The 23,550-nt window shown below is 73.9% G+C and carries 20 protein-coding genes; 13 read left to right on the top strand and 7 right to left on the bottom strand.

Going from position 1 to position 23,550, the window contains the following annotated elements; genetic code table 11:
* Position 1 precedes the first annotated feature (1 nt).
* Together glmS and ACIRD3_RS18420 are read right to left on the bottom strand one after the other, a co-directional pair.
* Positions 2-1,828, bottom strand: a complete 1,827-nt coding sequence (gene glmS, locus ACIRD3_RS18425; protein ID WP_402217412.1) for a glutamine--fructose-6-phosphate transaminase (isomerizing) — start codon at positions 1,826-1,828, stop codon at positions 2-4.
* A 92-nt stretch (positions 1,829-1,920) separates the two neighbouring features.
* Positions 1,921-2,196 (bottom strand): hypothetical protein, encoded by a 276-nt coding sequence (locus ACIRD3_RS18420; protein WP_402217409.1) that lies wholly within the window; start codon positions 2,194-2,196, stop codon positions 1,921-1,923.
* A 265-nt stretch (positions 2,197-2,461) separates the two neighbouring features.
* Between ACIRD3_RS18420 and ACIRD3_RS18415 the strand changes: the two genes are divergently transcribed.
* From ACIRD3_RS18415 to ACIRD3_RS18405, 3 genes are all read left to right on the top strand, one after another.
* Complete coding sequence (locus ACIRD3_RS18415; RefSeq protein ID WP_402217407.1) at positions 2,462-3,571, top strand: hypothetical protein; 1,110 nt, start codon at positions 2,462-2,464, stop codon at positions 3,569-3,571.
* 155 nt (positions 3,572-3,726) lie between these two features.
* The gene (locus ACIRD3_RS18410; RefSeq protein WP_402217404.1) at positions 3,727-5,151 is read left to right on the top strand and encodes a pyridoxal phosphate-dependent decarboxylase family protein; all 1,425 of its coding nucleotides are present in this window, start codon (positions 3,727-3,729) and stop codon (positions 5,149-5,151) included.
* A gap of 77 nt (positions 5,152-5,228) precedes the next feature.
* Complete coding sequence (locus ACIRD3_RS18405) at positions 5,229-5,681, top strand: hypothetical protein (protein WP_402217402.1); 453 nt, start codon at positions 5,229-5,231, stop codon at positions 5,679-5,681.
* Between the two features lie 95 nt (positions 5,682-5,776).
* Here the strand turns inward: ACIRD3_RS18405 and ACIRD3_RS18400 are convergent, their stop codons facing one another.
* A complete protein-coding gene (locus ACIRD3_RS18400; protein ID WP_402217399.1) occupies positions 5,777-6,067 on the bottom strand; it encodes a muconolactone Delta-isomerase family protein in 291 nt (96 codons plus the stop codon).
* Between the two features lie 226 nt (positions 6,068-6,293).
* Here ACIRD3_RS18400 and ACIRD3_RS18395 point away from each other — a divergent pair, with 226 nt between their 5' ends.
* Complete coding sequence (locus tag ACIRD3_RS18395; protein ID WP_402217396.1) at positions 6,294-6,671, top strand: hypothetical protein; 378 nt, start codon at positions 6,294-6,296, stop codon at positions 6,669-6,671.
* Positions 6,672-6,817: 146 nt separating this feature from the next.
* Here ACIRD3_RS18395 and ACIRD3_RS18390 read toward each other — a convergent pair whose 3' ends face one another.
* Together ACIRD3_RS18390 and ACIRD3_RS18385 are read right to left on the bottom strand one after the other, a co-directional pair.
* Entirely contained in the window at positions 6,818-7,057 is a 240-nt protein-coding gene (locus ACIRD3_RS18390; RefSeq protein WP_402217393.1) for a hypothetical protein, read from the bottom strand.
* A 107-nt stretch (positions 7,058-7,164) separates the two neighbouring features.
* Positions 7,165-11,139, bottom strand: coding sequence for an amino acid adenylation domain-containing protein (locus tag ACIRD3_RS18385; RefSeq protein ID WP_402217391.1), 3,975 nt, complete (start codon positions 11,137-11,139; stop codon positions 7,165-7,167).
* A 299-nt stretch (positions 11,140-11,438) separates the two neighbouring features.
* Between ACIRD3_RS18385 and ACIRD3_RS18380 the strand changes: the two genes are divergently transcribed.
* From ACIRD3_RS18380 to ACIRD3_RS18360, 5 genes are all read left to right on the top strand, one after another.
* On the top strand, positions 11,439-12,185 hold the full coding sequence (locus ACIRD3_RS18380) for a GNAT family N-acetyltransferase (RefSeq protein WP_402217389.1): 747 nt from the start codon (positions 11,439-11,441) through the stop codon (positions 12,183-12,185).
* A gap of 251 nt (positions 12,186-12,436) precedes the next feature.
* Positions 12,437-13,699, top strand: coding sequence for a MurT ligase domain-containing protein (locus ACIRD3_RS18375; protein WP_402217386.1), 1,263 nt, complete (start codon positions 12,437-12,439; stop codon positions 13,697-13,699).
* A 46-nt stretch (positions 13,700-13,745) separates the two neighbouring features.
* Positions 13,746-14,474: a type 1 glutamine amidotransferase gene (locus ACIRD3_RS18370; RefSeq protein WP_402217383.1), complete on the top strand. Its 729-nt coding sequence runs from the start codon at positions 13,746-13,748 to the stop codon at positions 14,472-14,474.
* Between the two features lie 351 nt (positions 14,475-14,825).
* Positions 14,826-15,851 carry a 6-phosphofructokinase gene (locus tag ACIRD3_RS18365; protein ID WP_402217380.1) on the top strand — a complete coding sequence of 342 codons (1,026 nt, stop codon included), beginning with the start codon at positions 14,826-14,828 and terminating at the stop codon, positions 15,849-15,851.
* 165 nt (positions 15,852-16,016) lie between these two features.
* Positions 16,017-17,024: a 2-hydroxyacid dehydrogenase gene (locus tag ACIRD3_RS18360; protein ID WP_402217377.1), complete on the top strand. Its 1,008-nt coding sequence runs from the start codon at positions 16,017-16,019 to the stop codon at positions 17,022-17,024.
* A 6-nt stretch (positions 17,025-17,030) separates the two neighbouring features.
* Here ACIRD3_RS18360 and ACIRD3_RS18355 read toward each other — a convergent pair whose 3' ends face one another.
* Positions 17,031-18,035 carry an NAD-dependent epimerase/dehydratase family protein gene (locus ACIRD3_RS18355; RefSeq protein WP_402217375.1) on the bottom strand — a complete coding sequence of 335 codons (1,005 nt, stop codon included), beginning with the start codon at positions 18,033-18,035 and terminating at the stop codon, positions 17,031-17,033.
* 200 nt (positions 18,036-18,235) lie between these two features.
* Here ACIRD3_RS18355 and ACIRD3_RS18350 point away from each other — a divergent pair, with 200 nt between their 5' ends.
* On the top strand, positions 18,236-19,249 hold the full coding sequence (locus ACIRD3_RS18350; RefSeq protein WP_402217372.1) for a cytochrome c oxidase assembly protein: 1,014 nt from the start codon (positions 18,236-18,238) through the stop codon (positions 19,247-19,249).
* A gap of 91 nt (positions 19,250-19,340) precedes the next feature.
* Positions 19,341-19,931, top strand: coding sequence for a YdcF family protein (locus ACIRD3_RS18345; RefSeq protein ID WP_402217369.1), 591 nt, complete (start codon positions 19,341-19,343; stop codon positions 19,929-19,931).
* A 121-nt stretch (positions 19,932-20,052) separates the two neighbouring features.
* Here the strand turns inward: ACIRD3_RS18345 and ACIRD3_RS18340 are convergent, their stop codons facing one another.
* Positions 20,053-22,272, bottom strand: a complete 2,220-nt coding sequence (locus ACIRD3_RS18340; protein WP_402217366.1) for an NADP-dependent isocitrate dehydrogenase — start codon at positions 22,270-22,272, stop codon at positions 20,053-20,055.
* Between the two features lie 342 nt (positions 22,273-22,614).
* Here ACIRD3_RS18340 and ACIRD3_RS18335 point away from each other — a divergent pair, with 342 nt between their 5' ends.
* Positions 22,615-22,920, top strand: coding sequence for an SAV_915 family protein (locus ACIRD3_RS18335; protein WP_402217363.1), 306 nt, complete (start codon positions 22,615-22,617; stop codon positions 22,918-22,920).
* Positions 22,917-23,243 carry a hypothetical protein gene (locus ACIRD3_RS18330; RefSeq protein WP_402217360.1) on the top strand — a complete coding sequence of 109 codons (327 nt, stop codon included), beginning with the start codon at positions 22,917-22,919 and terminating at the stop codon, positions 23,241-23,243. Before ACIRD3_RS18335 ends, ACIRD3_RS18330 begins: the two co-directional genes overlap by 4 nt.
* Positions 23,244-23,550 lie beyond the last annotated feature (307 nt).

The following is a 23,550-nucleotide window of genomic DNA, read 5'->3' as shown; positions in this document are numbered from 1 at the left end:
GCTACTCGACCGTCACGCTCTTCGCCAGGTTGCGCGGCTTGTCCACGTCGCGGCCGAGGGCGACGGCGGCGTGGTAGGCGAGCAGCTGCAGCGGGATGTTGAGCAGCAGCGGGTCCAGCTCGGGCTCGCTCTTGGGGACCAGGATGCAGTGGTCCGCGAGCTTCTCCTCCGGGCGGCGGTGGGCGACCGCGATGACGCGGCCGGACCGGGCCTTGATCTCGCCCAGGGTGGTGAGGTTCTTGTCCAGCAGCTCGTCGTCCGGGACGAGGGCCACGGTGGGCAGTTCGGGGCTGATCAGCGCCAGCGGGCCGTGCTTGAGCTCGCTCGCCGGGTAGGCCTCGGCGTGCACGTAGGAGATCTCCTTGAGCTTCTGCGCGCCCTCCCGGGCCACCGGGTAGCCGCGGACCCGGCCGATGAACATCATGCCCGCCGACTCGGAGTACTCGCGGGCGAGTCCGGCGATCGCCTCGCTCTGGTCCAGCACCTCGCGGATCTGGTCCGGCAGGGCCTGCAGGGCCGAGACGATCCGGCGGCCGTCGGCGGGCGAGAGGTCGTGGATGCGGCCGAAGTGCAGGGCGAGCAGCGCGAAGGCGACCACGGTGGAGGTGAACGCCTTGGTGGAGGCGACCGAGACCTCCGGCCCGGCGTGCAGGTAGATGCCGCCGTCGCACTCGCGGGCGATCGCGCTGCCCACGGTGTTGACGACGCCGAGCACCCGGCCGCCCTTGCGCTTGATCTCCTGGACGGCGGCCAGCGTGTCGTAGGTCTCGCCGGACTGGCTGACCGCGACGTACAGGGTATCCGCCTCGATCACCGGGTTGCGGTAGCGGAACTCCGAGGCCGGCTCGCTGTGCGCGGGGATCCGGGACAGCTCCTCGATCAGCTGCGCGCCCATCTCGCCCGCGTAGTAGGCCGATCCGCAGCCGAGGATCTTGACCCGGCGGATCTCGCGCAGCTCGCGGGCGTCCAGGTTGAGGCCGCCGAGGTGGGCGGTGGCGAAGCGCTCGTCGAGCCGGCCGCTCAGCGTGCGCTCGACCGAGCCGGGCTGCTCGTGGATCTCCTTGAGCAGGTAGTGGTCGTAGCCGGCGGTGTCGAAGGAGTCGATCTCCCAGTCCACGGTGGACGGCTGACGGTGGGTGGTGCGGGCGTCCGCGGTGAAGGTGCGGAAGCCGTCGGCGCGGACGGTGGCCAGCTCGCCGTCCTCCAGGTGGACGACCTGGCGGGTGTAGCGGACCAGCGCGGAGACGTCCGAGGCGGCGAACATCTCCTTCTCGCCGATGCCGAGCACGATCGGGCTGCCGTTGCGGGCGACCACGATCCGGTCCGGCTGCTCGGCGTCGATCACCGCGATGCCGTAGGTGCCGACGACCCGGCCGAGCGCGGCGCGCACCGCGTCCTCCAGCTCGACGCCCTCGGTGGCGTGCGCGGCGATCAGGTGGCTGAGCACCTCGGTGTCGGTCTCGGAACGGAAGACGGCACCCTCGGCGGCCAGCTTGGCGCGCAGCTCGTCGGCGTTCTCGATGATGCCGTTGTGGACGACGGCGATCCGGTCGGCGTTGTCCAGGTGCGGGTGGGCGTTGGCGTCACTGGGGACGCCGTGGGTGGCCCAGCGGGTGTGGCCGATGCCGGTGGTGCCCTTGAACCGGGCCGGTACGTCGGCGGCGAGGTCGGCGACCCTGCCCTTCGCCTTGCGCAGCTTGATGCCGCCGCTGCGCCCGGTGACGGCGACGCCCGCCGAGTCGTAGCCCCGGTACTCGAGCCGGGCCAGGCCCTCCAGCAGGAAGGGGGTGGCGTCCTTGGGGCCGATGTAGGCCACGATTCCGCACATGCGTGGACTCCTCGTTCGTGGTGGCGTGGGTCGTTGGTGGCGTGGGCCGTTGGTGGCGCGGGCCGTGTCGTGCAGCTGTTCGGCGTCGCCGGTCAGCCGTAGACGATCCGCCGCAGCTGGCGGGCCGACAGCTCGGGCGCCGAGACGCGGCGCTGCGGGAGCTCCTCGGTGAGCCGGGCGAAGATCCGCTCGTTGGTCAGACCGCGTGCCTGCAGCTCGCCGTGGCGTCGGCGCACGTACTCCTCGGTGCTCTCGGAGAAGTACGCCAGCACCTCCGCCACGACCCGCGCCGCCTCCCGGGGCCCGAGCGGGCTGGTCCGGGTCAGGTGGGCGAGGAGGTCTTCGTGAGGGTGGGGTGAGCTCGGCACGAGTGATGACCCTAGGCCCGACTCCCGGCCGAAGCCAAAGTTCCTGCCCGAAATCGGGCAGACATTGCGACTTTCAGCCCAGCGCAGCCCCAGACCCACCCCCTCGGCGATTCCCGGCGGGGAACCATCCCGCCGCCTCCGGGCGTCACACCGTGCGATAGCGTCGCCGACACCTCCCGAATGGCGGGCGAAATCGCGGATTCCCGCCACCGTGCCGTCAGGATGGGAGCGAACCGTTCACCTCGATCCGCCGGGGGATCCCGTCATGCAGCCGCGAGTCTTCGCGATTCTCACCGCCCTGCTCCTGGGCGTCCTGGGCCTCGGGTCGGTGGCCGTCACCGACTGGTCGCCCGCGGCGGCCACCTCGACGCCGGCCGCCGCCGCCCCCGCCGCCGGGGCGCAGCCGGTCTCGACGGGCCCCGCGAGCGCCACCCCGACCGGTGACCCGGCGGTGTGGACCCGTTCGACGCTGCGCAACAAGCTGATGGCCGAGATGGACGCCACCGACCCCGGCGTCGCGCTCGCCGACCTCGACAAGATCACCAAGGAGAAGCCGTACACCGTGCGCTTCTGCCACCCGATCGCGCACGAGCTCGGCCACGCGGCGGTCAAGCGCTTCAACGCCGACTTCCAGAAGGTCATCTCCTTCCCGCACGAGACCTGCGCGGCCGGCTACCTGCACGGCGCGGTCGAGGAGATGCTGAACGCCTCCGCCCAGCCCGACGCGGACCTGCTCAAGCTCTGCGCGCCCAAGAACACCGGCCCCTGCATCCACGGCGTCGGCCACGGCACGATGTTCGTGGCGAAGCAGGACGTCGCCAAGGCGCGCGACCTGTGCAACAAGTTCCCCACCGACCAGAACAGGATCCGCTGCTCCGAGGGCCTGTTCATGCAGCTCTTCGGCCCGGACGAGGAGGACGAGCAGGCCAAGGCCAACCTGCCCGCCGACAAGCTCGCCCAGGACCCGCTCTACCCGTGCAAGGACCAGCCGGCCCTGTTCCAGTCCGCCTGCTTCTTCTACGCCCCGACCTTCTACCTCTCCTCGCACGACTACCCGAACCACCCCGAGGTCTACGCCGACGCCCTCAAGTGGTGCCTCAACGGCAAGGCCAGTGGCGGGGCGGTGGACTGCAGCCGCGGGGTCGGCTCGCGGACGATGAAGTACAACCTGGACCGCGAGGACTGGGCCGCCCAGCAGTGCGCCACCGCCGCCGACGGCTGGCAGCGCAAGGCCTGTGCGGAGGGCCTGGTCAGCTACTACACGGTCAACTACACCGACGGCGGTGCGGCCGGCCGGCTCTGCGCCAAGATCACCAACAAGGAGATGCAGGGCTACTGCCGCTCGGCCAGCGGCCTGTCCGCCTCGCTGGACTGACCGGTCCCGGCTCCCGGGCCGGCCCCGTCCCGTCCCACCCGCAGGGCCCGCGCCGCACGGCGCGGGCCCTTTGCGTAGGATCACCCGACTACCGCATGATCAGGGTGCGCCGAGGATGCCGCGCCTCCCCTCCCCCGGCCCCTGGAGTTCCCCGCATGGCCACCGACGACTTCCGCGCCGCCGCCCGCGCCACCGCCGACCTGGTCTCCGACTACCTCGCCGAGCTTCCCGACCGCCCCGTCTGGCAGCCCGTGCCCGAGACCGCCCGGCAGGCCCTGCTCGACGCCCCGCTGCCCGAGGACGGCCGCCCGCTCGCCGAGCTGGTCGACGCCATCGGGCGCGAGGTACTCCCGTACCCGATGGGCAACGGCAACCCGCGCTTCTTCGGCTGGGTCAACTCCGCCCCCGCCCCGGCCGGGGTGCTGGCCACCCTGGCCGCCTCCGCGATGAACCCCAGCTCGGCCGGCGGCGACCACGCGGACGTCCACCTGGAGCGCGCCGTGGTCCGCTGGATCGCCGAACTCGTCGGCTTCCCGCACCCGGCCGGCGGCGGACTGCTCACCTCCGGCACCTCGATGGCGACCATCGTCTGCCTCGCCGCCGCCCGCAACCGCGCCGCCCGCCGGGCCGGCCGGGACGTCCGCGAGGACGGCCTGGCGGGCCTGCCCCCGCTGGTCGGCTACGTCACCGGCGAGACCCACTCCTGCGTCCGCAAGGCCGCCGAACTCCTCGGCCTCGGCAGCAAGCACCTGCGCACCGTCGCCACCGGCCCCGACGGCCGGCTGGACACCGCCGAGCTGCGGGCGGCCGTCGAGCGCGACCGCGCCGCCGGCCTGCTGCCCTTCCTGGTCGTCGCCTCGGCCGGCACCGTCGGCACCGGCGCGGTCGACGCCTTCGGCCCGATCGCCGACCTGTGCGAGGAGCAGCGCCTCTGGCTGCACGTGGACGGCGCGTACGGCGCCTTCGGCCGGCTGGACCCGGTCATCGCCCACCGCTACGCGGGCCTGGAGCGCGCCGACTCGCTCGCCCTCGACCCGCACAAGTGGCTCGGCGTCCCGGTCGACTGCGGCTGCGCCCTGGTCCGCGACACCGGGGAGCTGCGCGGCACCTTCAGCCTCGTCCCCTCCTACCTGCGCGACGAGGCGGCCGGCGCGCTGGGCTGGTTCTCCGAGTACGGCACCGAGCAGACCCGCCCGTTCCGCGCGCTCAAGGTCTGGGCCACCATCGCCCACCGGGGCCGCGCCGGCCTCTCCCGGGACATCGCCCGGTGCACCGCGCTGGCCCGTCGGCTCGGCGAACTCGTCGAGGCCGACCAGGAGTTGGAGCTGCTCGCCGAGGTCCAGACCTCCATCGTGGCGTTCCGCCACCGCGCCCCCGGCCTCGACCCGGCCGCCCGCGACGCCCTCAACCGCGACCTCCCCACCGCCGTCCAGCGCCGCGGCCGGGTCTTCCTCACCGGGGCCCGCCTCGGCGAGGAGGAGATGCTCCGCGCCTGCCTGCTGAACGCCGCCACGACGGAGGACGACCTGCGCCTCCTGCTCGACGAGGTCAGGGCCGCGGCCCGCGATCTCCTGCCGTAACAGGCCCGCGCGGACCGTAACCGGCAGGTCACGGCCGGTTCGTGGTCGGGAAACACCGGTCGGGCACGGTGGAGGCCATGGAGCACTCGAAGCCCTCTGCCCACCGTGTCCCCGGTGCACTCCGCACCCGCCGCACCCACCGCTGGCGCCGTGACACCGTCGAACTCGCCGCCGTCTTCCTCTCCGTCACGGCGGCCGACCTCATCGCCAAGATCGTCGTCCACGGCCCGGACGGCCCGGTGGTGGTGGGCGCCTCCGCGCTCGCCCTGCTCGCCACCGCCCTGTTCCACAGCTGGTGGTCACCGCACGCCCCGCCCCCGGCCACGCTCTGGCGGGTGCGCACCACGGCCCTCGCCCACACCCCCACGGCGCTCGCCGACCACCGGATCACCCTGCTCTCCGTCCACCCCCACCCCACCACCGACGAGCTCTACCTCCGCACCGAGCCCACCGTCACCCCGGCCGTCCTGACGGCGCTGCTGACCACCACCGGCCACACCGTCCAGGACGTGCCGACCCGCATCGCCTGAGCCCCCGCGCGCTGCCGCGGGCGGCGGCCGGACCGGACGGCGGGACACCGGGCGCCGGACGGCCGGAGGCTGACGGTCAACGGCGGGACCGGAGGTCAGGCCGGGCCCGGGTCGTTGGGGTGCGGTTCGAGCGGGGTCACCACGGCGGTCATCCACGGCCACAGCGGGAGGCTGCCGAGCACCTCCGCCCGCAGCTCCGCCTCGTCCGCGGCCCGCCAGACACCGATGCTGCGCCGCTCGCCGACCGGGCGCCACAGCCGCGCCAGCCGGCCGGTGGCGGCCAGCTCCCTGGCCCGGACGGCCTCGGCGGCCCGCCGCCGGTCGACCTCCTCCTCGGCGGTGCCCTCGGGGATGGCGGTGGTGATCTCGACCAGGAACTCCTGCACGGTCCTGCTCCCTTCTCTCCCCCCGGCCCCGCCCCTCATCGTCGGCCCCGCCGGCTCCCACCGCCATGACGGGTCGGCCCCCGCTGGGCCGATCGGACGAACCCCGGACCGACCTCGGGCGGCCTCCAGCACGCTGGGAGGCGAACCACTCCCGCACGGCGGGATCCTCCCGGTAGGCGGCCGGACGAGCACGGGCGCCGTTCCCCACCACCCCGGGAGACCTGCCGTGAACCACACCACCGAGGCCGACGAGACGATCCTGCGCGGTGTCCTCGACGGCTGGAAGGCCGCCGTCGACCGGCACCAGCCCGACCGGGTCGCCGCCTTCTTCACCGAGGACGCGATCTTCCAGGGCCTGCACCCGTACAGCGTCGGACGCCCAGGCATCGCCGCCTACTACGACGGCCAGCCCCTCGGCATGACCGCCGAGTACCGCGTCCTGGAGACCCGGCGCCCGGCCGACGGCCTCGTCCTGGGCTACCTGGGCGTCGACTTCTCCTTCACCGACCGGCCGACCATCGCCGTCCACCTCGGCGTCCTGCTGCGCCGCACCGAGCAGGGCTGGGCCATCGCCCACTACCAGGTGTCCCCGTCGACCGACTGAGGAGCCCCGCGACCGCCCGAGGAGCCCGGCCGGTCCCGCCGGGCCCGCCGGCGCCGGCGTCCTCGATCGTCATGGCGCCGGATCCCACGTCCGCGCACGGACGCCCCCTTCCGGGGGAGTCCGTGCGCGGACGGGTGGCGGGCGGCTCAGCCCTTGTCGGCGGGCTGCACGACGCAGACGGCGTTGCCCAGCATCGAGCCGAAGCCGCCGAGGAGGGCGCTGGTGACGGACTTGCAGGCGGCGGCCTCCTGCGGGGTCTTGGGGCCGTTGTTGCCGGAGGAGGTGACGGTGGAGGTGGAGACGGCGGCGGCGGACTGGGCGGCGGCGAGCGGCGCGACGAGGAGCAGCGCGCAGCACGCGACGGCCCGTACGGAGGTCTTGAACACGGGAAACCCCTTCGAACAGGAGGTGGGATCGGCGGTAAGCCGAGCCATCCCTATCCGAAGGGGGTCCCGCGCTCATGGATTCTGGGCCATCCGTGAGCGTGTCCGCGTCAGCGGCTGTCGACCGTCCGCTCCAGTGCCCGGATCGCGGCGACGAGTTCGGCCACGCCGTGCTCCTTCAGCACCCCGTAGTGGTCCCCGGTCAGGTCGACCACGGCCGGCGGGGCGGCGGAGTAGCCGGAGCTGCCCTCGATGAAGGAGTAGTCGTCGCCGGTGGCCTTGAACACGGTCACCGGGGCGTCCAGCCGCCGTTCGGCGAGCTCGCGGAAGCTGTACTCGAACTCGTAGGTCTCGGCGACGACGCCGGTGATCCGCCGGATCAGCTCCTCGTCGAGCTCCGGCAGCGTCCGGTGCACGGAGGCGACGAAGGTCGCCTCGTCCATCGTCTCGGCCAGGCAGCGCTCCAGGTCCGGTCCGCTGATCCGGCCGGTGAACACCCCGAACAGGATGGTCACGTACGCCGGGTTGGCGTACGAGGCCTCGCGGCCCCACCGGCGGCCGTCGTCCTGACGCACCTTCGGGTTGCCGGGGCAGATCAGCAGCAGCTGCTCGACCCGCTGGCCGGCCTGCTCCAGCTGCCAGGCGGCCTCGAAGGCGACCCGGGCACCGAAGGAGAAGCCCCACAGCGTGTACGGGCCCCCGGGCTGGATCCGGCGCAGCTCGGCGATGTCGGCGGCGGCCATCTCCCGGATGGTGGGGTACGGCGTCTCGCCCTCGTTGACGCCGTGCGCCTGGACGCCGTAGAAGGCGCGTCCGTCGCTCGCCCCGCGGCCGAGCAGGCGCAGGTTCATCGGGTACCCGCCCAGCCCGGGCCAGCAGAACACCGGCCGGCCGGACTCGCCCGGGTGCAGCGGTATCAGCCGGGAGCCGGCCGCCTCCGCCGCGCCGTCGCCGTCGCCCTCGCCGTCCGCGCCGCGGGCCCGTGCGATGCGCGCGGCCAGGTCACCCAGCTTCGGGCACTCGAACAGCACCTGCAGCGGCAGCCTGATGCCGAACTCGCGGTTGATCCGGTGGACCAGGGCCACGGCGATCAGCGAGTTGCCGCCGACGGCGAAGAACTCGTCCGCCACGGACACCTCCTCGTACTTCAGCGCCCGCCCCCAGACCTCCGCGAGCCACCGCTCGTGCTCGGTGCCCGGGGCGACGTACTCGCTGCGGACCCCGGCCGTGCGGACGGCGTCGGAGGCGGCCAGCGCCTTGAGGTCGACCTTGCCGTTCGCGGTGAGCGGTAGGGCGTCCACCACCAGCACCCGGTTGGGCAGCATGTAGTCGGGCAGCAGGTTGGCCAGTTCGTCCTTGATGATCTCGGCCGGTCCCTTCATGTGGACGGCGTCCTCGCGCATGCCCTCACTGCGGACCTGCTCCTCGCTCACCCTGCCGCCGAGGAAGAAGTACGACGGGCCGGGGGCGATGCCGCGGTCGGCGAGGATCTCGTCGATGCGGCGCGAAGCGGGCAGCGGGTGGCCGGACTTGGAGCTGTAGCCGGAGGACATGAAGCCCAGGCCCAGGCCGTTGCGCTGCAGGTGGTGCAGCTCGGTGCCGAGGGCGACGTACTCCAGCCACTCCTCCTCGGCGCGGCTGACGGCGGTGATGCCGAAGGAGGCGCGGGCGTGGACGGACTGGTTGATCGCGATCACGTGGCGGGCCTCCACCACCGCGTCCGAGACCGGTACCAGCTCGCCGTCGGCGTACCGGTAGAGGCCGCCCGGCAGGCCGTCCACCCGGCCCTCGTGGGCCTGGAGGTAAAGCTCGGTGCACCCGGCGCGGGCCGCGCCGCCGCCCCGGACGACCGCGAAGGCGCCCAGGTAGTGGTCCTCCTCGGCGACGTCCAGCCGTTCCTTGACGGCCGGGTCGAGACCGAGCGGGCGCACGTCCAGCCCGTACTCGGGCAGCACCTCCTCGAAGACGCCGAGCATGTGGCCGGTCTCGAACTCCAGCACCTCGCGGATGTTGTTCTTGTAGACCGGCTCGATGGCGCCGTGCTTCCCGGAGAAGTGCAGCGTCAGGTACGCCTCCTCGCGGGTCCCGGCGGGGCCGATCCGGATCAGGGCGTGCTCGACCGGGTGGTAGTAGTACAGCCCGGCCGCGAGGCCGTCCAGGCCGCCGGTCTCCAGGTAGAGCTGGGTCGCGTACAGCGCGCCCGGCGAGGCGTAGGCGTACTTGGGCAGCAGCCGCTCCTCGCTGTGGAACTGGCCGAACCAGCGCAGCACGCGGCCGAGTTCGGGGAAGCACAGCAGCTCCAGGTCCCGGCCGAAGCCGCCGACCGGGCGCGGGGCGAGCAGCGCGACGAGGTCCTCGCGGGTGACCGGGCCGCCGTCGTAGAACCGGTAGGTCTTGCGGGCGAAGGTCTCCCGGCGCTGGGCCGCGCTCTCGCGCCGCCCGGGCAGGTCGAGCCGCTCCCGGCCGGCCAGCTGGGCCCGGTCGCGCACGCCGGGGTCGGAGAGCTGGGCCTTGACCTGCAGCTTGCTGGCCTTGGACTGGTGGTGGCCGCCGTGGTTGCCCTGGTCCATCAGGGCGGCCTCGCGCGGGTTGAGTTCGACGCAGGCGACCAGGTTCTGGTGGCCGGTGCGGTCGTCGCCGGTGACGACCGCCGCCGAGCGGCGCACCCAGGTGTGCTCCTCGATGGCGCGGGCGATCTCGTCCAGCTCGACCCGGTAGCCGCGCAGCTTGACCTGGTTGTCGACCCGGCCGGCGAACTGGAGGGTGCCGTCCGGGTTCCACTGGGCGAGGTCGCCGGTGCGGTAGAGCCGCTCGCCGGGGGTGAACGGGGAGGGGACGAACCGCTCCTCGGTCAGCTCCGGCCGGTGCAGGTAACCGCGGGCCAGCTGCACGCCGCCGATGTACAGCTCGCCGACGCCCTCGGCGCCGACCGGCGCCAGCGCCTCGTCCAGGACGAAGCACTGGGTGTTGTCGACCGGCCGCCCGATCGGCACCGAGCCGGCGCCCTCGCCCAGCTCGGCCGGGTCGACCACGTGCGCGGTGGCGTTGATGGTGCACTCGGTCGGGCCGTACAGGTTGACCAGCCGGGCGCCGGGCAGCGCGTGGCCCAGCTCGCGGGCGAGCCGCCGGGAGAGCGCCTCGCCGCCGGAGAACAGCCGGGTCAGGGTGGTGCAGTCGGTGAAGCCCTCGGTGTCCAGCAGCGCCTGGAGCAGGGTGGGCACGCACTGCAGCGCGGTCACGCCGTGCCGCCGCACGGTGGCGACCAGCGCCTCCGGGTCGCGGTAGAGGCCGGGCGTGCCGGCCACCACCCGGGCGCCGACGGCGGGGGCGAGGATCTCCCACTGGGCGGCGTCGAAGCTCATCGGGGTCTTCTGCAGCACGGTGACCTCGGGGTCCAGGTGCCCGGCGTCGAGCATCCAGCGCAGCTGGGAGACCACCGCGCGGTGCTCGATCATCACGCCCTTGGGGCGGCCGGTGGAGCCGGAGGTGTAGATCACGTACGCCAGCGACTCCGGCCGCTCCTCCTGCTCGGCGGCCTCGGCGGCCTCGGCGACGGTGGTGACCTCGGCGGCCTCGGCGGGCTCGGCGGCCTCGGCGACGGCGTGCGTCGCCGGGACGTCCTCGACGGCGAGGATCGCCGTGCCGGCCGGGGCCAGCGCCGCCAGCCGCTCACGCAGGTGCTCCTGGGTGAGCACGATCCGGGTGCCGCTGTCCTCGATCATGTAGCGGAGCCGGTCCTCGGGGTACTCCGGCGACAGCGGCAGGTAGCCGGCCCCGGCGTACAGCACGCCCCAGGCCCCGGCGACCAGCTCCACCGACGGCTCGACGTACAGGCCGACGCAGGTGTCGGGGCCGGCGCCCAGGCGGCGCAGCTCGGCGCCCAGCCGGCGGGCGGTGCCGGACAGTTCCAGGAAGGTGAGGCCGTGGCCTCCCTCGCCGATGACGGCCGTGGAGATCGGCCGGCTGCACACCTGCCGCTCGAACAGGGCGGTCAGCGAGGTGCCGACCGGGGCGCGGCGGGCGTGCGGGAGGGCGGGGGCGGCGGTGGTCGGAGTGTCGGTGGAGGTGGACGGGGTGATGCGCATGGGAACGGCCTTCGGTACTGGGGGGAGGGGATCCCGGCGACCTGCTCACCAGGAGCGCCGGGCACGGATCCACCGTCGGCCGCCCGCTGTCCCGCCCGCCTGAGGCACCGGTCTGGACCTGTGCCGCCCCCGTCCCGGCCCGGGGACCCCGTCGTCCCGGGCGACGGACCCGGCGGTCCCGGGCGGGGTCCCGTTCCGTCCCCGCTCCGTCCCCGGCCCCGTCCCGGTCCTGGCCCGGGCATTCGCGCGTTCACGATCACGTAACCGATCGGAAGCGAAGCGTAGGTAGCGTCAGCAGCATGACGGCTTCGCACACTCGCCCCGAACGGCTCTGGCACCGGCCCTTCCGCAGGTCGGACCGCAGGTGCGTCGTGCCCGAGGGCCACGCCGGGCCGCCCGCGCTCACCGAGGGCCCGTCCCGGGTCGCCCGGCCGCACCCGCACCACGCCCCGCACCCGCAGGACGCCCGGCACGCCCCGCACGGCCCGCACGCCGCGCACGCCCCGGCCGGCCGGGCGCCGGAGGCCCCGTCCCGGCTGTCCCTGCCGGACGGGACCGAGCTGCTGCTGCGCCCCGCCGAGCCGTCCGACAAGGCGGCGGCCCTGGCGATGCACGGCCGCTGCTCCCCCGCCGCACTGCGGCTGCGGTACCACGGCCCGGTCCGCGACGCCGACCGCTACCTCGACCACCTGCTGAACCCCCGGCACGGCCGCAGTCTCGCCGTGGCCGCCCCCGACGGGCGGATCCTCGCCCTCGGCCACCTGATGTGGGACGACGGCGAGGCGGAGCTGGCCGTCCTGGTCGAGGACGCCTGGCAGCGGCGCGGGCTGGGCCTGGCGCTGCTGCGCCGACTGACGGCCATGGCCCGGGCGGCCGGGATCGGCACCGTGTACGCGGTGACCCACGCCGCCAACAGCGGCCTGATCGCCGCGATGCGCCGGCTGTCCGCTCCGCTGGACTTCCGCGCCGACGGCGGCACCCTGGTCATCACCGCCGCCCTGGACGCCGAGGACCCGGCCCTGCGCACCCACCACCCGGGCCGCTGATCATTTCTTCACCAGATCCTTACCGGGAACCCGGTGGCGGCCGCGGAGCGTCCTCAAGCAGTGCAGGCTCCGTCCGTACACCGCCCTCCTTGACGGCCCGTCAGCGGTCTCCGTCACCGCGTCACAGCAGGCGGCGCGGGGTCCGGATCGTCCGGCCGGGCGACGGAGTCGGTAGGCTGACCCCCGTCCCCGCCGCCCGACGGCCCTCGACCGGTCCCGGGCGGTGCCGCAGCAAGGAGGAACCACTGAGCATGGCAGGCACCGAATCGGAGCCCACAGGCGCACGCGACGCCTCGCTGCCGGCCCGCGCCAAGATCGCGGTCACGGCCGGCCGGGTCGCCGCCGCCGTGTCGCGCAAGGCCGGACGCGGGAGCGGCTCGGTGATCGGCGGCAAGGTCGCCCTCAAGCTCGACCCCGACCTGCTGGCCACCCTCGCCGACCACCTCGACGTCGTCCTGGTCAGCGCGACCAACGGCAAGACCACCACCACCCGCCTGATCGCCGAGGCGCTGCGCGCCGCCGGCCCGGTGGTCTCCAACGCCCTCGGCGCCAACATGCCGGCCGGCATCACCTCCGCCCTGGCGGGCGGCACGGAGGCCCGCTTCGGCGTGATCGAGGTCGACGAGAAGTACCTGGCGATGGTCGCCCGCGACACCCGCCCGAAGGCGATCGCCCTGCTCAACCTCTCCCGCGACCAGCTCGACCGCGCCGCCGAGACCCGCATGATGGCGGAGAAGTGGCGCGAGGGCCTCCAGGACACCGAGGCCGTGGTCATCGCCAACGCCGACGACCCGCTGGTGACCTGGGCCGCCTCCTCCTGCAAGAAGGTGGTCTGGGTGGCCGCCGGACAGGCCTGGAAGGAGGACGCCTGGTCCTGCCCCGCGTGCGGCGGTGTGATGCAGCGTCCCGGCGAGGACTGGTTCTGCCAGGAGTGCGGCTTCCGCCGCCCCAACCCGCACTGGGCGCTCCAGGGCACCCATGTGATCGACCCGCAGCGCGGCGCCTGGCCGATCCAGCTGCAGCTGCCGGGCCGGGCCAACCTGGCCAACGCCACCAGCTCGGCCGCCGTCGCCGCCGTGTTCGGCGTCTCCCCGCAGGTCGCCCTGGAGCGGATGCGCTCGGTGGCCGCCGTGGCCGGGCGCTACGACGTCGTCCAGTACCAGGGCCGGGACATCCGCCTGCTGCTCGCCAAGAACCCGGCCGGCTGGCTGGAGACCTTCTCGCTGATCGACGGCCCGCCCGCCCCGGTGATCCTCTCCGTCAACGCCCTCGACGCCGACGGCACCGACACCTCCTGGCTGTGGGACGTCGACTACGAGCGCCTCGCCGGGCACCCGGTCTTCGTGATGGGCCAGCGCAAGCTGGACCTGGCCGTCCGCCTGGAGGTCGCCGGACTGCAGTTCCACGTGGTGGACACCCTGGAGCAGGCCGTCCGGATGGCCCCGCCCGGGCGGATCGAGGCGATCGCCAACTACACCGCCTTCCAGCAGCTGCGGAAGGTCGTGGCCGGCTGATGCCGCGCCCGCACACCAGTCTTTTCGTGACGGAAGGCCTTCGAGGATGAGTGAGAGCAGCCTGCGCGTGGTCTGGGTCTACCCGGACCTGCTCAGCACCTACGGCGACCGCGGCAACGCCCTGGTCGTGGAGCGCCGGGCCCGCCAGCGCCATCTCAACGTGACCCGGATCGACGTCCGCTCCGACCAGGCGATCCCCACCAGCGGGGACATCTACCTGATCGGTGGCGGCGAGGACCGCCCGCAGCGGCTGGCCGCCGAGCGGCTGCGCGCCGACAGCGGCCTGGTGCGGGCCGCCGAGAACGGCGCGATCATCTTCGGCGTCTGCGCGGGCTTCCAGATCATGGGCCACGAGTTCATCAACGACCTCGGCGAGCGGGAGCCGGGCCTGGGCCTGCTCGACGTCTGGACCCAGCGCGGCGAGGGCGCCCGCTGCGTCGGCGACGTGCTGGCCGACGTCGACCCCCGGCTCGGGCTGCCGCAGCTGACCGGCTTCGAGAACCACCAGGGCGTCACCCACCTCGGCCAGGGCGTGCAGCCCTTCGCCACCGTCAGCGTCGGCCGGGGCAACGGCACCGGTGACGGCACCGAGGGCGCCTGGCGGGACACCGTCTTCGGCACGTACCTGCACGGCCCGGTGCTGGCGCGCAACCCCGCCGTGGCCGACATGCTGATCAAGCTGGCGCTGGACGTCAACGCCCTGCCGCCGGCCGACACCACCTGGTACGACGCGCTGCGCGCCGAGCGCATCGCGGCCGCGACGCGCCCCGCGTAAGGGCCGGTCGCCCCGGCCGGGTGCCCGCGATGCGGTCATCCGGCCCGCGGGCGGCCCCGGACGTACGACAATGGGGCTGCCTACTGCACACCCTCCTCGGCAGCAGGCTGTACTTCCGCGCGGGGGCGCCGACGGCGCCGCTCCCGCGTCGGCTCCTGCCCGGCCGGACCAGGGGCCGTATGCTCGACTTCACGGCCGTTTCCGGACGCTCTGTCCGGATTCGGCCGGTCCTTCATCCCACGGCCGTCTCCCCCGTCCTCCGGCGCGGGAGCGTCCCGTCACGGTGACGGCTCGTCGTTCCACGCCTGTAGTCCGGCCGTACCTCGGTTCTGCTCGGGAGTTGCAAAGCTAATGCGTATCGGAGTGCTGACCAGCGGCGGTGACTGCCCCGGACTGAACGCGGTGATCCGTTCCGTGGTGCACCGGGGGGTGGTCGACCACGGCGACGAGATCATCGGGTTCGAGGACGGGTGGCGCGGGTTCCTGGAGGGCCACCACCGCCCCCTGACCCTGGACTCGGTGAGCGGCATCCTCGCCCAGGGCGGCACCATCCTCGGTTCGTCGCGGGTCCAGCCGAGCCACCTGCGGGACGGCGTCGAGCGGGCCAAGAAGTACTGCTCGGACCTCGGCCTGGACGCGGTCATCCCGATCGGCGGCGAGGGCACCCTGAAGGCCGCCAAGCTGATGAGCGACGCGGGCCTGCCGATCGTCGGCGTGCCGAAGACCATCGACAACGACATCGCCGCCACCGACGTGACCTTCGGCTTCGACACCGCGGTCTCGGTCGCCACCGAGGCGCTGGACCGGCTGAAGACCACCGCCGAGTCCCACCAGCGGGTCATGGTCGTCGAGGTCATGGGCCGGCACACCGGCTGGATCGCGCTCAACGCGGGCATGGCGGCCGGCGCGCACGCCATCGTCGTCCCGGAGCGCCCGTTCCACATCGACAAGCTCACCGCCGTCGTCCGCGAACGCTTCGACCGCCAGAAGAAGTTCGCCATCGTGGTCTGCGCCGAGGGCGCCAAGCCCGAGCCCGGCACCATGCACTGGGAAGAGGGCAGCAAGGACATCTACGGCCACGAGCGGTTCACCGGCATCGCCACCCAGCTCTCCCGCGAGCTGGAGCACCGCCTCGGCAAGGAGGCCCGCCCGGTCATCCTCGGCCACACCCAGCGCGGCGGCACCCCGACCGCCTACGACCGGGTGCTCGCCACCCGCTTCGGCTGGCACGCCATCGAGGCCGTCCACAAGGGCGCCTTCGGGCACATCACCGCGCTGCAGGGCACCGACATCAACCTGGTGCCGCTGGCGGAGGCGGTCGCCGAGCTGAAGACCGTCCCGCAGGAGCGCTACCTGGAGGCCGAGACGGTCATCTGACCGTCCTCCCGCCCTTCCACGAAGGCCCCCGGACCACGCCCTACGGCCCGGGGGCCTTCGCCCTTCTCCGGGGGCGCGCGTCGGACGGGCCCCCGCCCGTCCGGCCCGTTAGCGTGGCCGCCGGAACGCGTCGGAACGCGTCGGAGCCGACTGGAGGGACCGCCCGTGGAGATCCTCGCGTACGGGGTGCAGGCCGACGAACGGCCGCTGCTGGAAAGGGCCTTCGCCGGCCGGCACGGGCTGCGCTGCCTGGACGTGTTCCTGAACCGGGACACCGCGCCGCTGGCGGCCGGGTACCCGGTGGTCAGCAGCAGCGTCAACGCCGTCCTCGACGCCGAAACGCTCACGGTGCTGGCCGCCGGCGGCACCGGCCTGATCGCCCAACGCTCCACCGGCTTCAACAACATCGACCTGGAGGCCGCCGCCGAACTCGGCCTCACCGTCGCCCGGGTGTCCCACTACAGCCCGTACGCCGTCGCCGAGCACGCCTGGGCACTCGCGCTCGCCGTCAACCGCCGCCTCACCCGCGCCGCCAACCGCACCCGGGAGTTCGACTTCCGCCTCGACGGCCTGCTCGGGCGGGACGTCCACGGGATGACGGTCGGCGTCATCGGCACCGGCAAGATCGGCGGGTGCTTCGCCCGGATCGCGGCCGGCTTCGGCACCGAACTGCTCGGCTGGGACATCGTGGAGGACCCGGCCTGCCGGGAGCTCGGCATGACGTACACCGAACTGCCCGAACTCCTCACCCGCGCCGACCTGGTGAGCCTGCACGTCCCCCTGCTGCCGAGCACCCACCACCTGATCGACGCGGCCGCGCTGGCCCGGATGAAGGACGACGCCATCCTGGTCAACTCCAGCCGCGGCGGCCTCGTCGACAGCGCCGCCCTGGTCGAGACGCTGCGCTCCGGGCGACTGTCCGGCGTCGGCCTGGACGTGTACGAGGAGGAGACCGGCGTCTTCTTCACCGACCGCTCCATCGAGGGCGTCACCGACGACGTGCTCGCCCGCCTGGTCACCTTCCCGCAGGTCCTGGTCACCAGCCACCAGGCCTACTTCACCCGCACCGCCGTCGGCCAGATCATCGAGGCCACCGCCCGCAACATCGACGACTTCGCCGCGGGCCGGCGCAGCGAGAACACCCTGGTCCCGACCACGCGGCCGGCCTCCTGACGGCCGTCAGCCGGCCTCCGGCGGCCCGGCGAGCCCGAGCGCGGAGCGGTACCAGGCGGCGGCCTCCGGGAGCCGGGCGAGCGGGCCCGGGCCGGGCGGGCAGGCGGCCAGCCGCCAGACGTCCTCGCTGCGGTACCAGTGGTCCCGGGCGACCAGGGCGAACTGCCGCTCGGAGACCCGTCCGGGCGCGGCGGCCAGCAGCCGGCGGCACTCCTCCCACGGGACGTCCGGCACGTCCGGGCCGTCCAGCGCGGGCAGCAGGCCGAGCGCGGCCAGGCCGGCGAGCAGGTCCCGGGCGCGGACCGGCTCGGGGTGGGAGGCGTGGTGGATGCCGGGCGCGGCGGCGTGCTCGTCCAGCGCGAGCACGGTGATCAGCCGGGCCAGGTCGGCGCGGTCCACGATCGAGAGCCGGGCCCCGCCGCCCGCCCAGCGGACCGGCACCCGGTGGACCAGCTCGGCCAGGGCGGGCACCACCCAGCGGTCGCCCGTCCCGGTCACCAGCCCGGGGCGCAGCACGTGCGCGCCGGCGTCCAGCGCGTGGCGCTCACCGAGCAGCCGGGTGCGGCTGGCCTCGGACAGCGGGGCGGGCGGCACCTCGTCCACCGCGATGCCCGCGTGCGGGCCCTCGCCGTACACCGCCGTCGTGGAGAGGTGGACGATCCGGCGCACTCCGGCGCGGGTGGCGGCCGCCATCACGGCGGCGGTGCCGCGGACGTTCGCCGCCTCGCACTCCTCGGCGCAGCCGTCCACCCGCGAGGCGAGGTGGACCAGCACTCCGGCGCCCTCGCAGAGCTCGGTCAGCCCGGCCCCCTCGGCGAGGTCGCCCGGGACCCAGGCGGTCCCGGGGGCGGCGTTCCCCGGCTCCCGGCGGGCCAGCGCGCGCACCGGGACGCCGCGTGCCGTGAGGGCCGCCAGGACGGCGGACCCGATGAAGCCGGTCGCCCCGGTCAGCGCGACCACCGGGTCCGCCACCGGTCCTCGTCGCTCCGCCGTTCGTGGTTCCGTCGCCATGCCGGGCCTCCTTGCCGACCGGCCGGTCAGTCTAGCCAGCGGGCCGCCCGGTGGGGAGACACCCGTACGGAGGGGGTGGGGCACGGCCCGGGGTAAGGCCCACCTAGGCTGTATGCCAAGCAAAACGGGCGAACCGGACCCGAACCCGGGACCACCAGGACGGAAAGCAGGACCCGCCGATGGGCGACGGAATGTCAGGCATGCACCACCACGGAGGGATGACCCAGCTCGGCCCGTTCACCTCCTCCAACCTCTGGACGTGGTCCCCGGACTGGCCGTTCCTGCTCGGCGGCCTGGTCGTCCTCGGCCTCTACGCGGCGGGCGTGGTCCGGCTGTACCGGCGCGGCGACCGCTGGCCGGTCGGCCGGATGGTCGGCTGGACGGCCGGCGTCCTGAGCATGCTGCTGGTGACCTGCACCGGGCTGAACGACTACGGCATGGTGCTGTTCAGCGCGCACATGATCCAGCACATGGTGCTGTCCATGCTGACGCCGATCCTGCTGCTGCTCGGCGCCCCGATCACGCTGGCCCTGCGGGCGCTGCGCCCGGCCGGCAAGGGCCGCCCGCGCGGGCCGCGCGAGCTGCTGGTGGCGCTGCTGCACAGCCGGTACGTCAAGGTGGTCTCGCACCCGGCGTTCACCATCCCGCTGTTCATCGCGAGCCTGTACGGGGTCTACTTCACCCCGCTGTTCGACTTCCTGATGCAGTACCGCGCCGGGCACGTCTTCATGATGGTGCACTTCCTGTTCACCGGTCTGGCCTTCTTCTGGCCGATCATGGGCGTGGACCCGGGCCCGCACCGGCCCGGACACGTGATGCGGATCATCGAGCTGTTCATGGGGATGCCGTTCCACGCCTTCTTCGGCGTGGCCGTGATGATGGCCGGCCACCCGCTGGTCACCACCTTCACCGCCGAGGGCGCGCCGCCCGGGACGAACCTGCTGGAGGACCAGAAGCTGGCCGGCGGGATCACCTGGGCGTTCGGCGAGATCCCGACCGCGATCGTGCTGATCGCCCTGGTGTACCAGTGGATGGGCTCCGAGCAGCGGCAGGCCCGCCGCCGCGACCGTGCCGAGGACCGTTCCGGGGACGCCGAGCTGGAGGCGTACAACGCCTACCTGGCCTCGCTGCACAAGCGCGACCGCCGCCCGGGCTCCGACGCCCCGGCCACCCCCGCCGCTCCGGCCGCCACGCCGGCGGCCGAGGCCGGCTGAGCACGGCTCCGCACCACACCGGAACCCCCGTTCCCGAGAACCCCCGTTCCCCCCGCGGAACGGGGGTTCCGCCGTACGCGTTCGAACAGACATGCACGCCCTGCTGACCGTCGCCGTCCTGCTCTGCGGGTCCGCCCTGCTCTGGCTGCTCGGCTTCCTCGGCTTCGCGCTGCGGCACGGACGCCGCCGGCCCGCCCCGGTCGGCGCCGACTACCTGGTCGTCCTGGGCGCTGCCCTGGACGGCTGCGAGCCCGGGCCCGCGCTGACGGCCCGACTGGAGGCCGCGCTGGACCGGCTCGCCGCCGAGGAGGCCACCGGCCACACCCCGCTGGTCCTGGTCACCGGCGGCAAGGGCCCGCACGAGCGGTGCACCGAGGCCGCCGCGATGGCCCGGTACCTGACCTCGCGGGGCGTCCCGGCCGAGCGGATCCGGCGCGAGGAGCGGGCGGTGAACACCACCGAGAACCTCCGGTTCAGCGCCGCCCTGATGGGCACCGAGCGCCCCGGCTACCGCTGCACGGTGGTGACCAGCGGGTTCCACACCGTCCGCTCCGCGCTCGCCGCCCGCCGGGCCGGCGCCCCCGCGGAGGTGATCGGCGCGGACGGCCCGCTGGCGCACGGCCCGTACCTGCTGCTGCGCGAGGCCGTCGGCACCGCCCTGGCCCTGCTCGGCCGCGCCTGACCCGCCGCGCACCGGACCGCCGCGCACCGGACCCGGGCGGGCCCGCGCCCGGAACGCGGGGAGGCCCCCGGATCCGTTCGCACGGACCCGGGGGCCTCCCGGTGCTTCAGCGGTCCCCGGTTCAGCCGAGGTTGGCGAGCGCCTCGTTGAAGGTCTTCGACGGACGCATCACGGCCGCGGCCTTGGCCGGGTCGGGCTGGTAGTAGCCACCGAGGTCGACCGGCGAACCCTGGACGGCGATCAGCTCGTCCACGATGGTCTGCTCCTGCTCGGTCAGCGCCTTGGCCAGGCCGTCGAAGGCCTGGGCCAGCTCGGCGTCGGCGGTCTGCTCGGCCAGCTCCTGGGCCCAGTAGGTGGCCAGGTAGAAGTGGCTGCCGCGGTTGTCGATGCCACCGAGGCGGCGGCTCGGCGACTTGTCCTCGTTGAGGAAGGTGCCGGTGGCGCGGTCCAGGGTGTCGGCCAGCACCTTCGCGCGGGCGTTGCCGGTGCTGGTGGCCAGGTGCTCGAAGCTGGCGGCCAGCGCGAAGAACTCGCCCAGGCTGTCCCAGCGCAGGTAGTTCTCCTTGACCAGCTGCTGGACGTGCTTCGGGGCGGAGCCGCCGGCGCCGGTCTCGAAGAGGCCGCCGCCCGCCATCAGCGGGACGACCGACAGCATCTTGGCGCTGGTGCCCAGCTCCAGGATCGGGAACAGGTCGGTCAGGTAGTCACGCAGCACGTTGCCGGTCACCGAGATGGTGTTCTCGCCGCGGCGGATGCGCTCCAGCGAGAACTTGGTGGCCTCGACCGGGGACATGATCTCGATCTGCAGGCCCTCGGTGTCGTGCTCCGGCAGGTACCGCTTGACCTTCTCGATCAGCACCGCGTCGTGGGCGCGGGTCTCGTCCAGCCAGAACACCGCCGGGTCACCGGTGGCGCGGGCGCGGGTGACGGCCAGCTTGACCCAGTCCTGGATCGGCAGGTCCTTGGTCTGGCAGGCGCGGAAGATGTCGCCCGGCTCGACGGCCTGCTCCAGCACCACGTTGCCCTCGGCGTCGACCAGGCGGACGGTGCCGGCCTCGGCGATCTCGAAGGTCTTGTCGTGGGAGCCGTACTCCTCGGCCTTCTGGGCCATCAGGCCGACGTTCGGCACCGAGCCGATGGTGGCCGGGTCGAGGGCGCCGTTGGCGCGGCAGTCGTCGATGACGGCCTGGTACACGCCGGAGTAGCTGCTGTCCGGCAGCACGGCGAGGGTGTCGGCCTCCTGGCCGTCCGGGCCCCACATGTGGCCGGAGGTGCGGATCATGGCCGGCATCGAGGCGTCGACGATGACGTCGCTCGGCACGTGCAGGTTGGTGATGCCCTTGTCGGAGTCGACCATGGCGAGGGCGGGGCCCTCGGCCAGCTCGGCCTCGAAGGAGGCCTTGATCTCGGCACCGTTCGGCAGCGCGTCCAGGCCGGCCAGGATGCCGCCGAGGCCGTTGTTCGGGTTCAGACCGGCGGCGGCCAGGGCCGCGCCGTGGGCGGCGAAGGTCTTCGGGAAGAAGGCGCGCACCACGTGGCCGAAGATGATCGGGTCGGAGACCTTCATCATGGTGGCCTTGAGGTGCACCGAGAACAGCACGCCCTCGGCCTTGGCGCGGGCCACCTGGGCGGCCAGGAAGGTGTTCAGGGCGGCGGCGCGCATCACGGAGGCGTCGACGACCTCGCCGGCCAGCACCGGCACCTTCTCGCGCAGCACGGTGGTGGTGCCGTCCGCGCCGAGCAGCTCGATGCGCAGGGCGCCGTCGGCCGCGATCACGGCGGACTTCTCGGTGGACCGGAAGTCGTTCTCGCCCATGGTGGCGACGTTGGTCTTGGACTCGGGGGTCCAGGCGCCCATGCGGTGCGGGTGGGTCTTGGCGTAGTTCTTGACCGACAGCGGGGCGCGGCGGTCCGAGTTGCCCTCGCGCAGGACCGGGTTGACGGCGCTGCCCTTGACCTTGTCGTAACGGGCGCGGACGTCCTTGTCCTCGTCGGTCTGCGGGTCGTCCGGGTAGTCCGGCAGGGCGTAGCCCTGGGCCTGCAGCTCGGCGATGGCGGCCTTCAGCTGCGGCACGGAGGCCGAGATGTTCGGCAGCTTGATGATGTTGGCGCTCGGGGTCTTGGCCAGCTCACCCAGCTCGGCCAGGGCGTCGCCGATCCGCTGCGCCTCGGTCAGACGCTCCGGGAAGCTCGCGATGATCCGCCCGGCCAGGGAGATGTCGCGGGTCTCCACCCGCACACCCGCGGTCGAGGCGTAGGCCTGGACCACCGGCAGGAACGAGTAGGTCGCCAGGGCCGGAGCCTCGTCGGTGTGCGTATAGATGATGGTCGAGTCAGTCATCGGTACTCCGCTTCACGTCTCCAACGTCTTGACGTCAAGATATCTCGTCACGGGCCCCTCGCTCCACCTCCCCCCGTCCCGGAGCGCGCGCCGGTCTCCCCGGGGGCGCTCCCGCGGACGGCGGGGGACAGCATCCACGGTCGTCCGAGGAGGGACGCGAGGCAAACGGAGCGTCCCGGGTGACCGGTGCGGTCCACCCGGGTGAGCCCGACGTCAGGAGTGCGTCAACGCACCACCCCATTCGGTCAACGCTGCGTCAGGACCGGCGACGCCGGGGGCGAGCCGCCCTAGCGTCGAGGGAGCAGTTCCGACAGGAACCACCACCCACTCGGGAGCATCCGCATGGCCCGCGTCGTCTGGCACGTACCGGTCACCACCTCCGGCACCGGCAGCACCACCGCACTCCGCCTGTTCCGCCTGCGCGACGGCCGCCGCTGCGCGGTCGGGTTCTCCAGCCCCGAGGCCCTCGTCTCGCTCCTCGGGCCGGACCAGGCGCACACCGAGCTGGGCGAGCCCGCCCTGCGCGAGCTCATCGCCCCGCTCGGGGTGGACACCCTGGTACTGGACCCGAGGCTGGTCGCCCCGCCCGTCACCGCCCCCGCGGTGGCGCCCGCCCCGGCCCCGACCGCACAGCTCCAGCACCGGTGACGGCCCCGCTCCAGCTCGTCCCGGGCGGCCTGGGCGCCGAGGCCCGCCCCCGGCCGGCCCGCTCCCTGCACGCGATCGCCCGGGTCAGCTACGGCCCGGTCCCGCTTGACTTCGACCGTCTGGCGGCCGAGTTCCCCGCCGTCCAGAGCGGCCTCGCGCTGGCCGGCGAGGCGGACCTGGAGCTCCGCCTCGCCTGCACCGGCCCGGAGGAGTTACGGACGGTCGCCGCCGCGCTCCACCGCGCGGGAGCCGCCAAGGTCCACGTCGACCTGGTCCTGCGCGCCCTCACCCCGTCCCCGGTGACCCTGCGGCCGGTGCCCTGAGGCGGACCCGCGACTCCGGCCTTGAGAGAGCCGGGCTCACTCCTGCCCGGGGCGCGGGTCCGGGTTGATCGCCTGGCCGTCGATGGGCTGGCCCCAACCGTCGTCGCCGAGCGCGTCGACGCAGTAGCCGCTGCCCTCGACGTGCCCGCCGGCGCCGCGGCACTGCTCGGCGGTGACGTCCCGGACCCCGGTCGCCGCCGCCCGGGCGGGGGGGGGGGCCCCGGGCCCCGGGGGGGGGGCGGGGGGGGCGGGCGCCGGGGGGGGGGGGGGGCGGGGCGCGGGGGGGGGGGGGGGTGGGGCCCCCCCC

This window comes from Kitasatospora sp. NPDC093550 (assembly GCF_044764985.1).
Classification (GTDB): Bacteria; Actinomycetota; Actinomycetes; order Streptomycetales; family Streptomycetaceae; genus Kitasatospora.
The sequence above is the reverse complement of the archived record's forward strand: the minus strand, read 5'-3'. Positions and strand labels throughout refer to the sequence as shown.

Excerpts from the sequence above, each read along its gene's own strand:
- glmS (WP_402217412.1), bottom strand. The coding sequence starts at position 1,828 with ATGTGCGGAATCGTGGCCTACATCGGCCCCAAGGACGCCACCCCCTTC.
- ACIRD3_RS18415 (WP_402217407.1), top strand. The coding sequence starts at position 2,462 with ATGCAGCCGCGAGTCTTCGCGATTCTCACCGCCCTGCTCCTGGGCGTC.
- ACIRD3_RS18410 (WP_402217404.1), top strand. The coding sequence starts at position 3,727 with ATGGCCACCGACGACTTCCGCGCCGCCGCCCGCGCCACCGCCGACCTG.
- ACIRD3_RS18405 (WP_402217402.1), top strand. The coding sequence starts at position 5,229 with ATGGAGCACTCGAAGCCCTCTGCCCACCGTGTCCCCGGTGCACTCCGC.
- ACIRD3_RS18385 (WP_402217391.1), bottom strand. The coding sequence starts at position 11,139 with ATGCGCATCACCCCGTCCACCTCCACCGACACTCCGACCACCGCCGCC.
- ACIRD3_RS18380 (WP_402217389.1), top strand. The coding sequence starts at position 11,439 with ATGACGGCTTCGCACACTCGCCCCGAACGGCTCTGGCACCGGCCCTTC.
- ACIRD3_RS18375 (WP_402217386.1), top strand. The coding sequence starts at position 12,437 with ATGGCAGGCACCGAATCGGAGCCCACAGGCGCACGCGACGCCTCGCTG.
- ACIRD3_RS18370 (WP_402217383.1), top strand. The coding sequence starts at position 13,746 with ATGAGTGAGAGCAGCCTGCGCGTGGTCTGGGTCTACCCGGACCTGCTC.
- ACIRD3_RS18365 (WP_402217380.1), top strand. The coding sequence starts at position 14,826 with ATGCGTATCGGAGTGCTGACCAGCGGCGGTGACTGCCCCGGACTGAAC.
- ACIRD3_RS18355 (WP_402217375.1), bottom strand. The coding sequence starts at position 18,035 with ATGGCGACGGAACCACGAACGGCGGAGCGACGAGGACCGGTGGCGGAC.
- ACIRD3_RS18350 (WP_402217372.1), top strand. The coding sequence starts at position 18,236 with ATGCACCACCACGGAGGGATGACCCAGCTCGGCCCGTTCACCTCCTCC.
- ACIRD3_RS18345 (WP_402217369.1), top strand. The coding sequence starts at position 19,341 with ATGCACGCCCTGCTGACCGTCGCCGTCCTGCTCTGCGGGTCCGCCCTG.
- ACIRD3_RS18340 (WP_402217366.1), bottom strand. The coding sequence starts at position 22,272 with ATGACTGACTCGACCATCATCTATACGCACACCGACGAGGCTCCGGCC.
- ACIRD3_RS18335 (WP_402217363.1), top strand. The coding sequence starts at position 22,615 with ATGGCCCGCGTCGTCTGGCACGTACCGGTCACCACCTCCGGCACCGGC.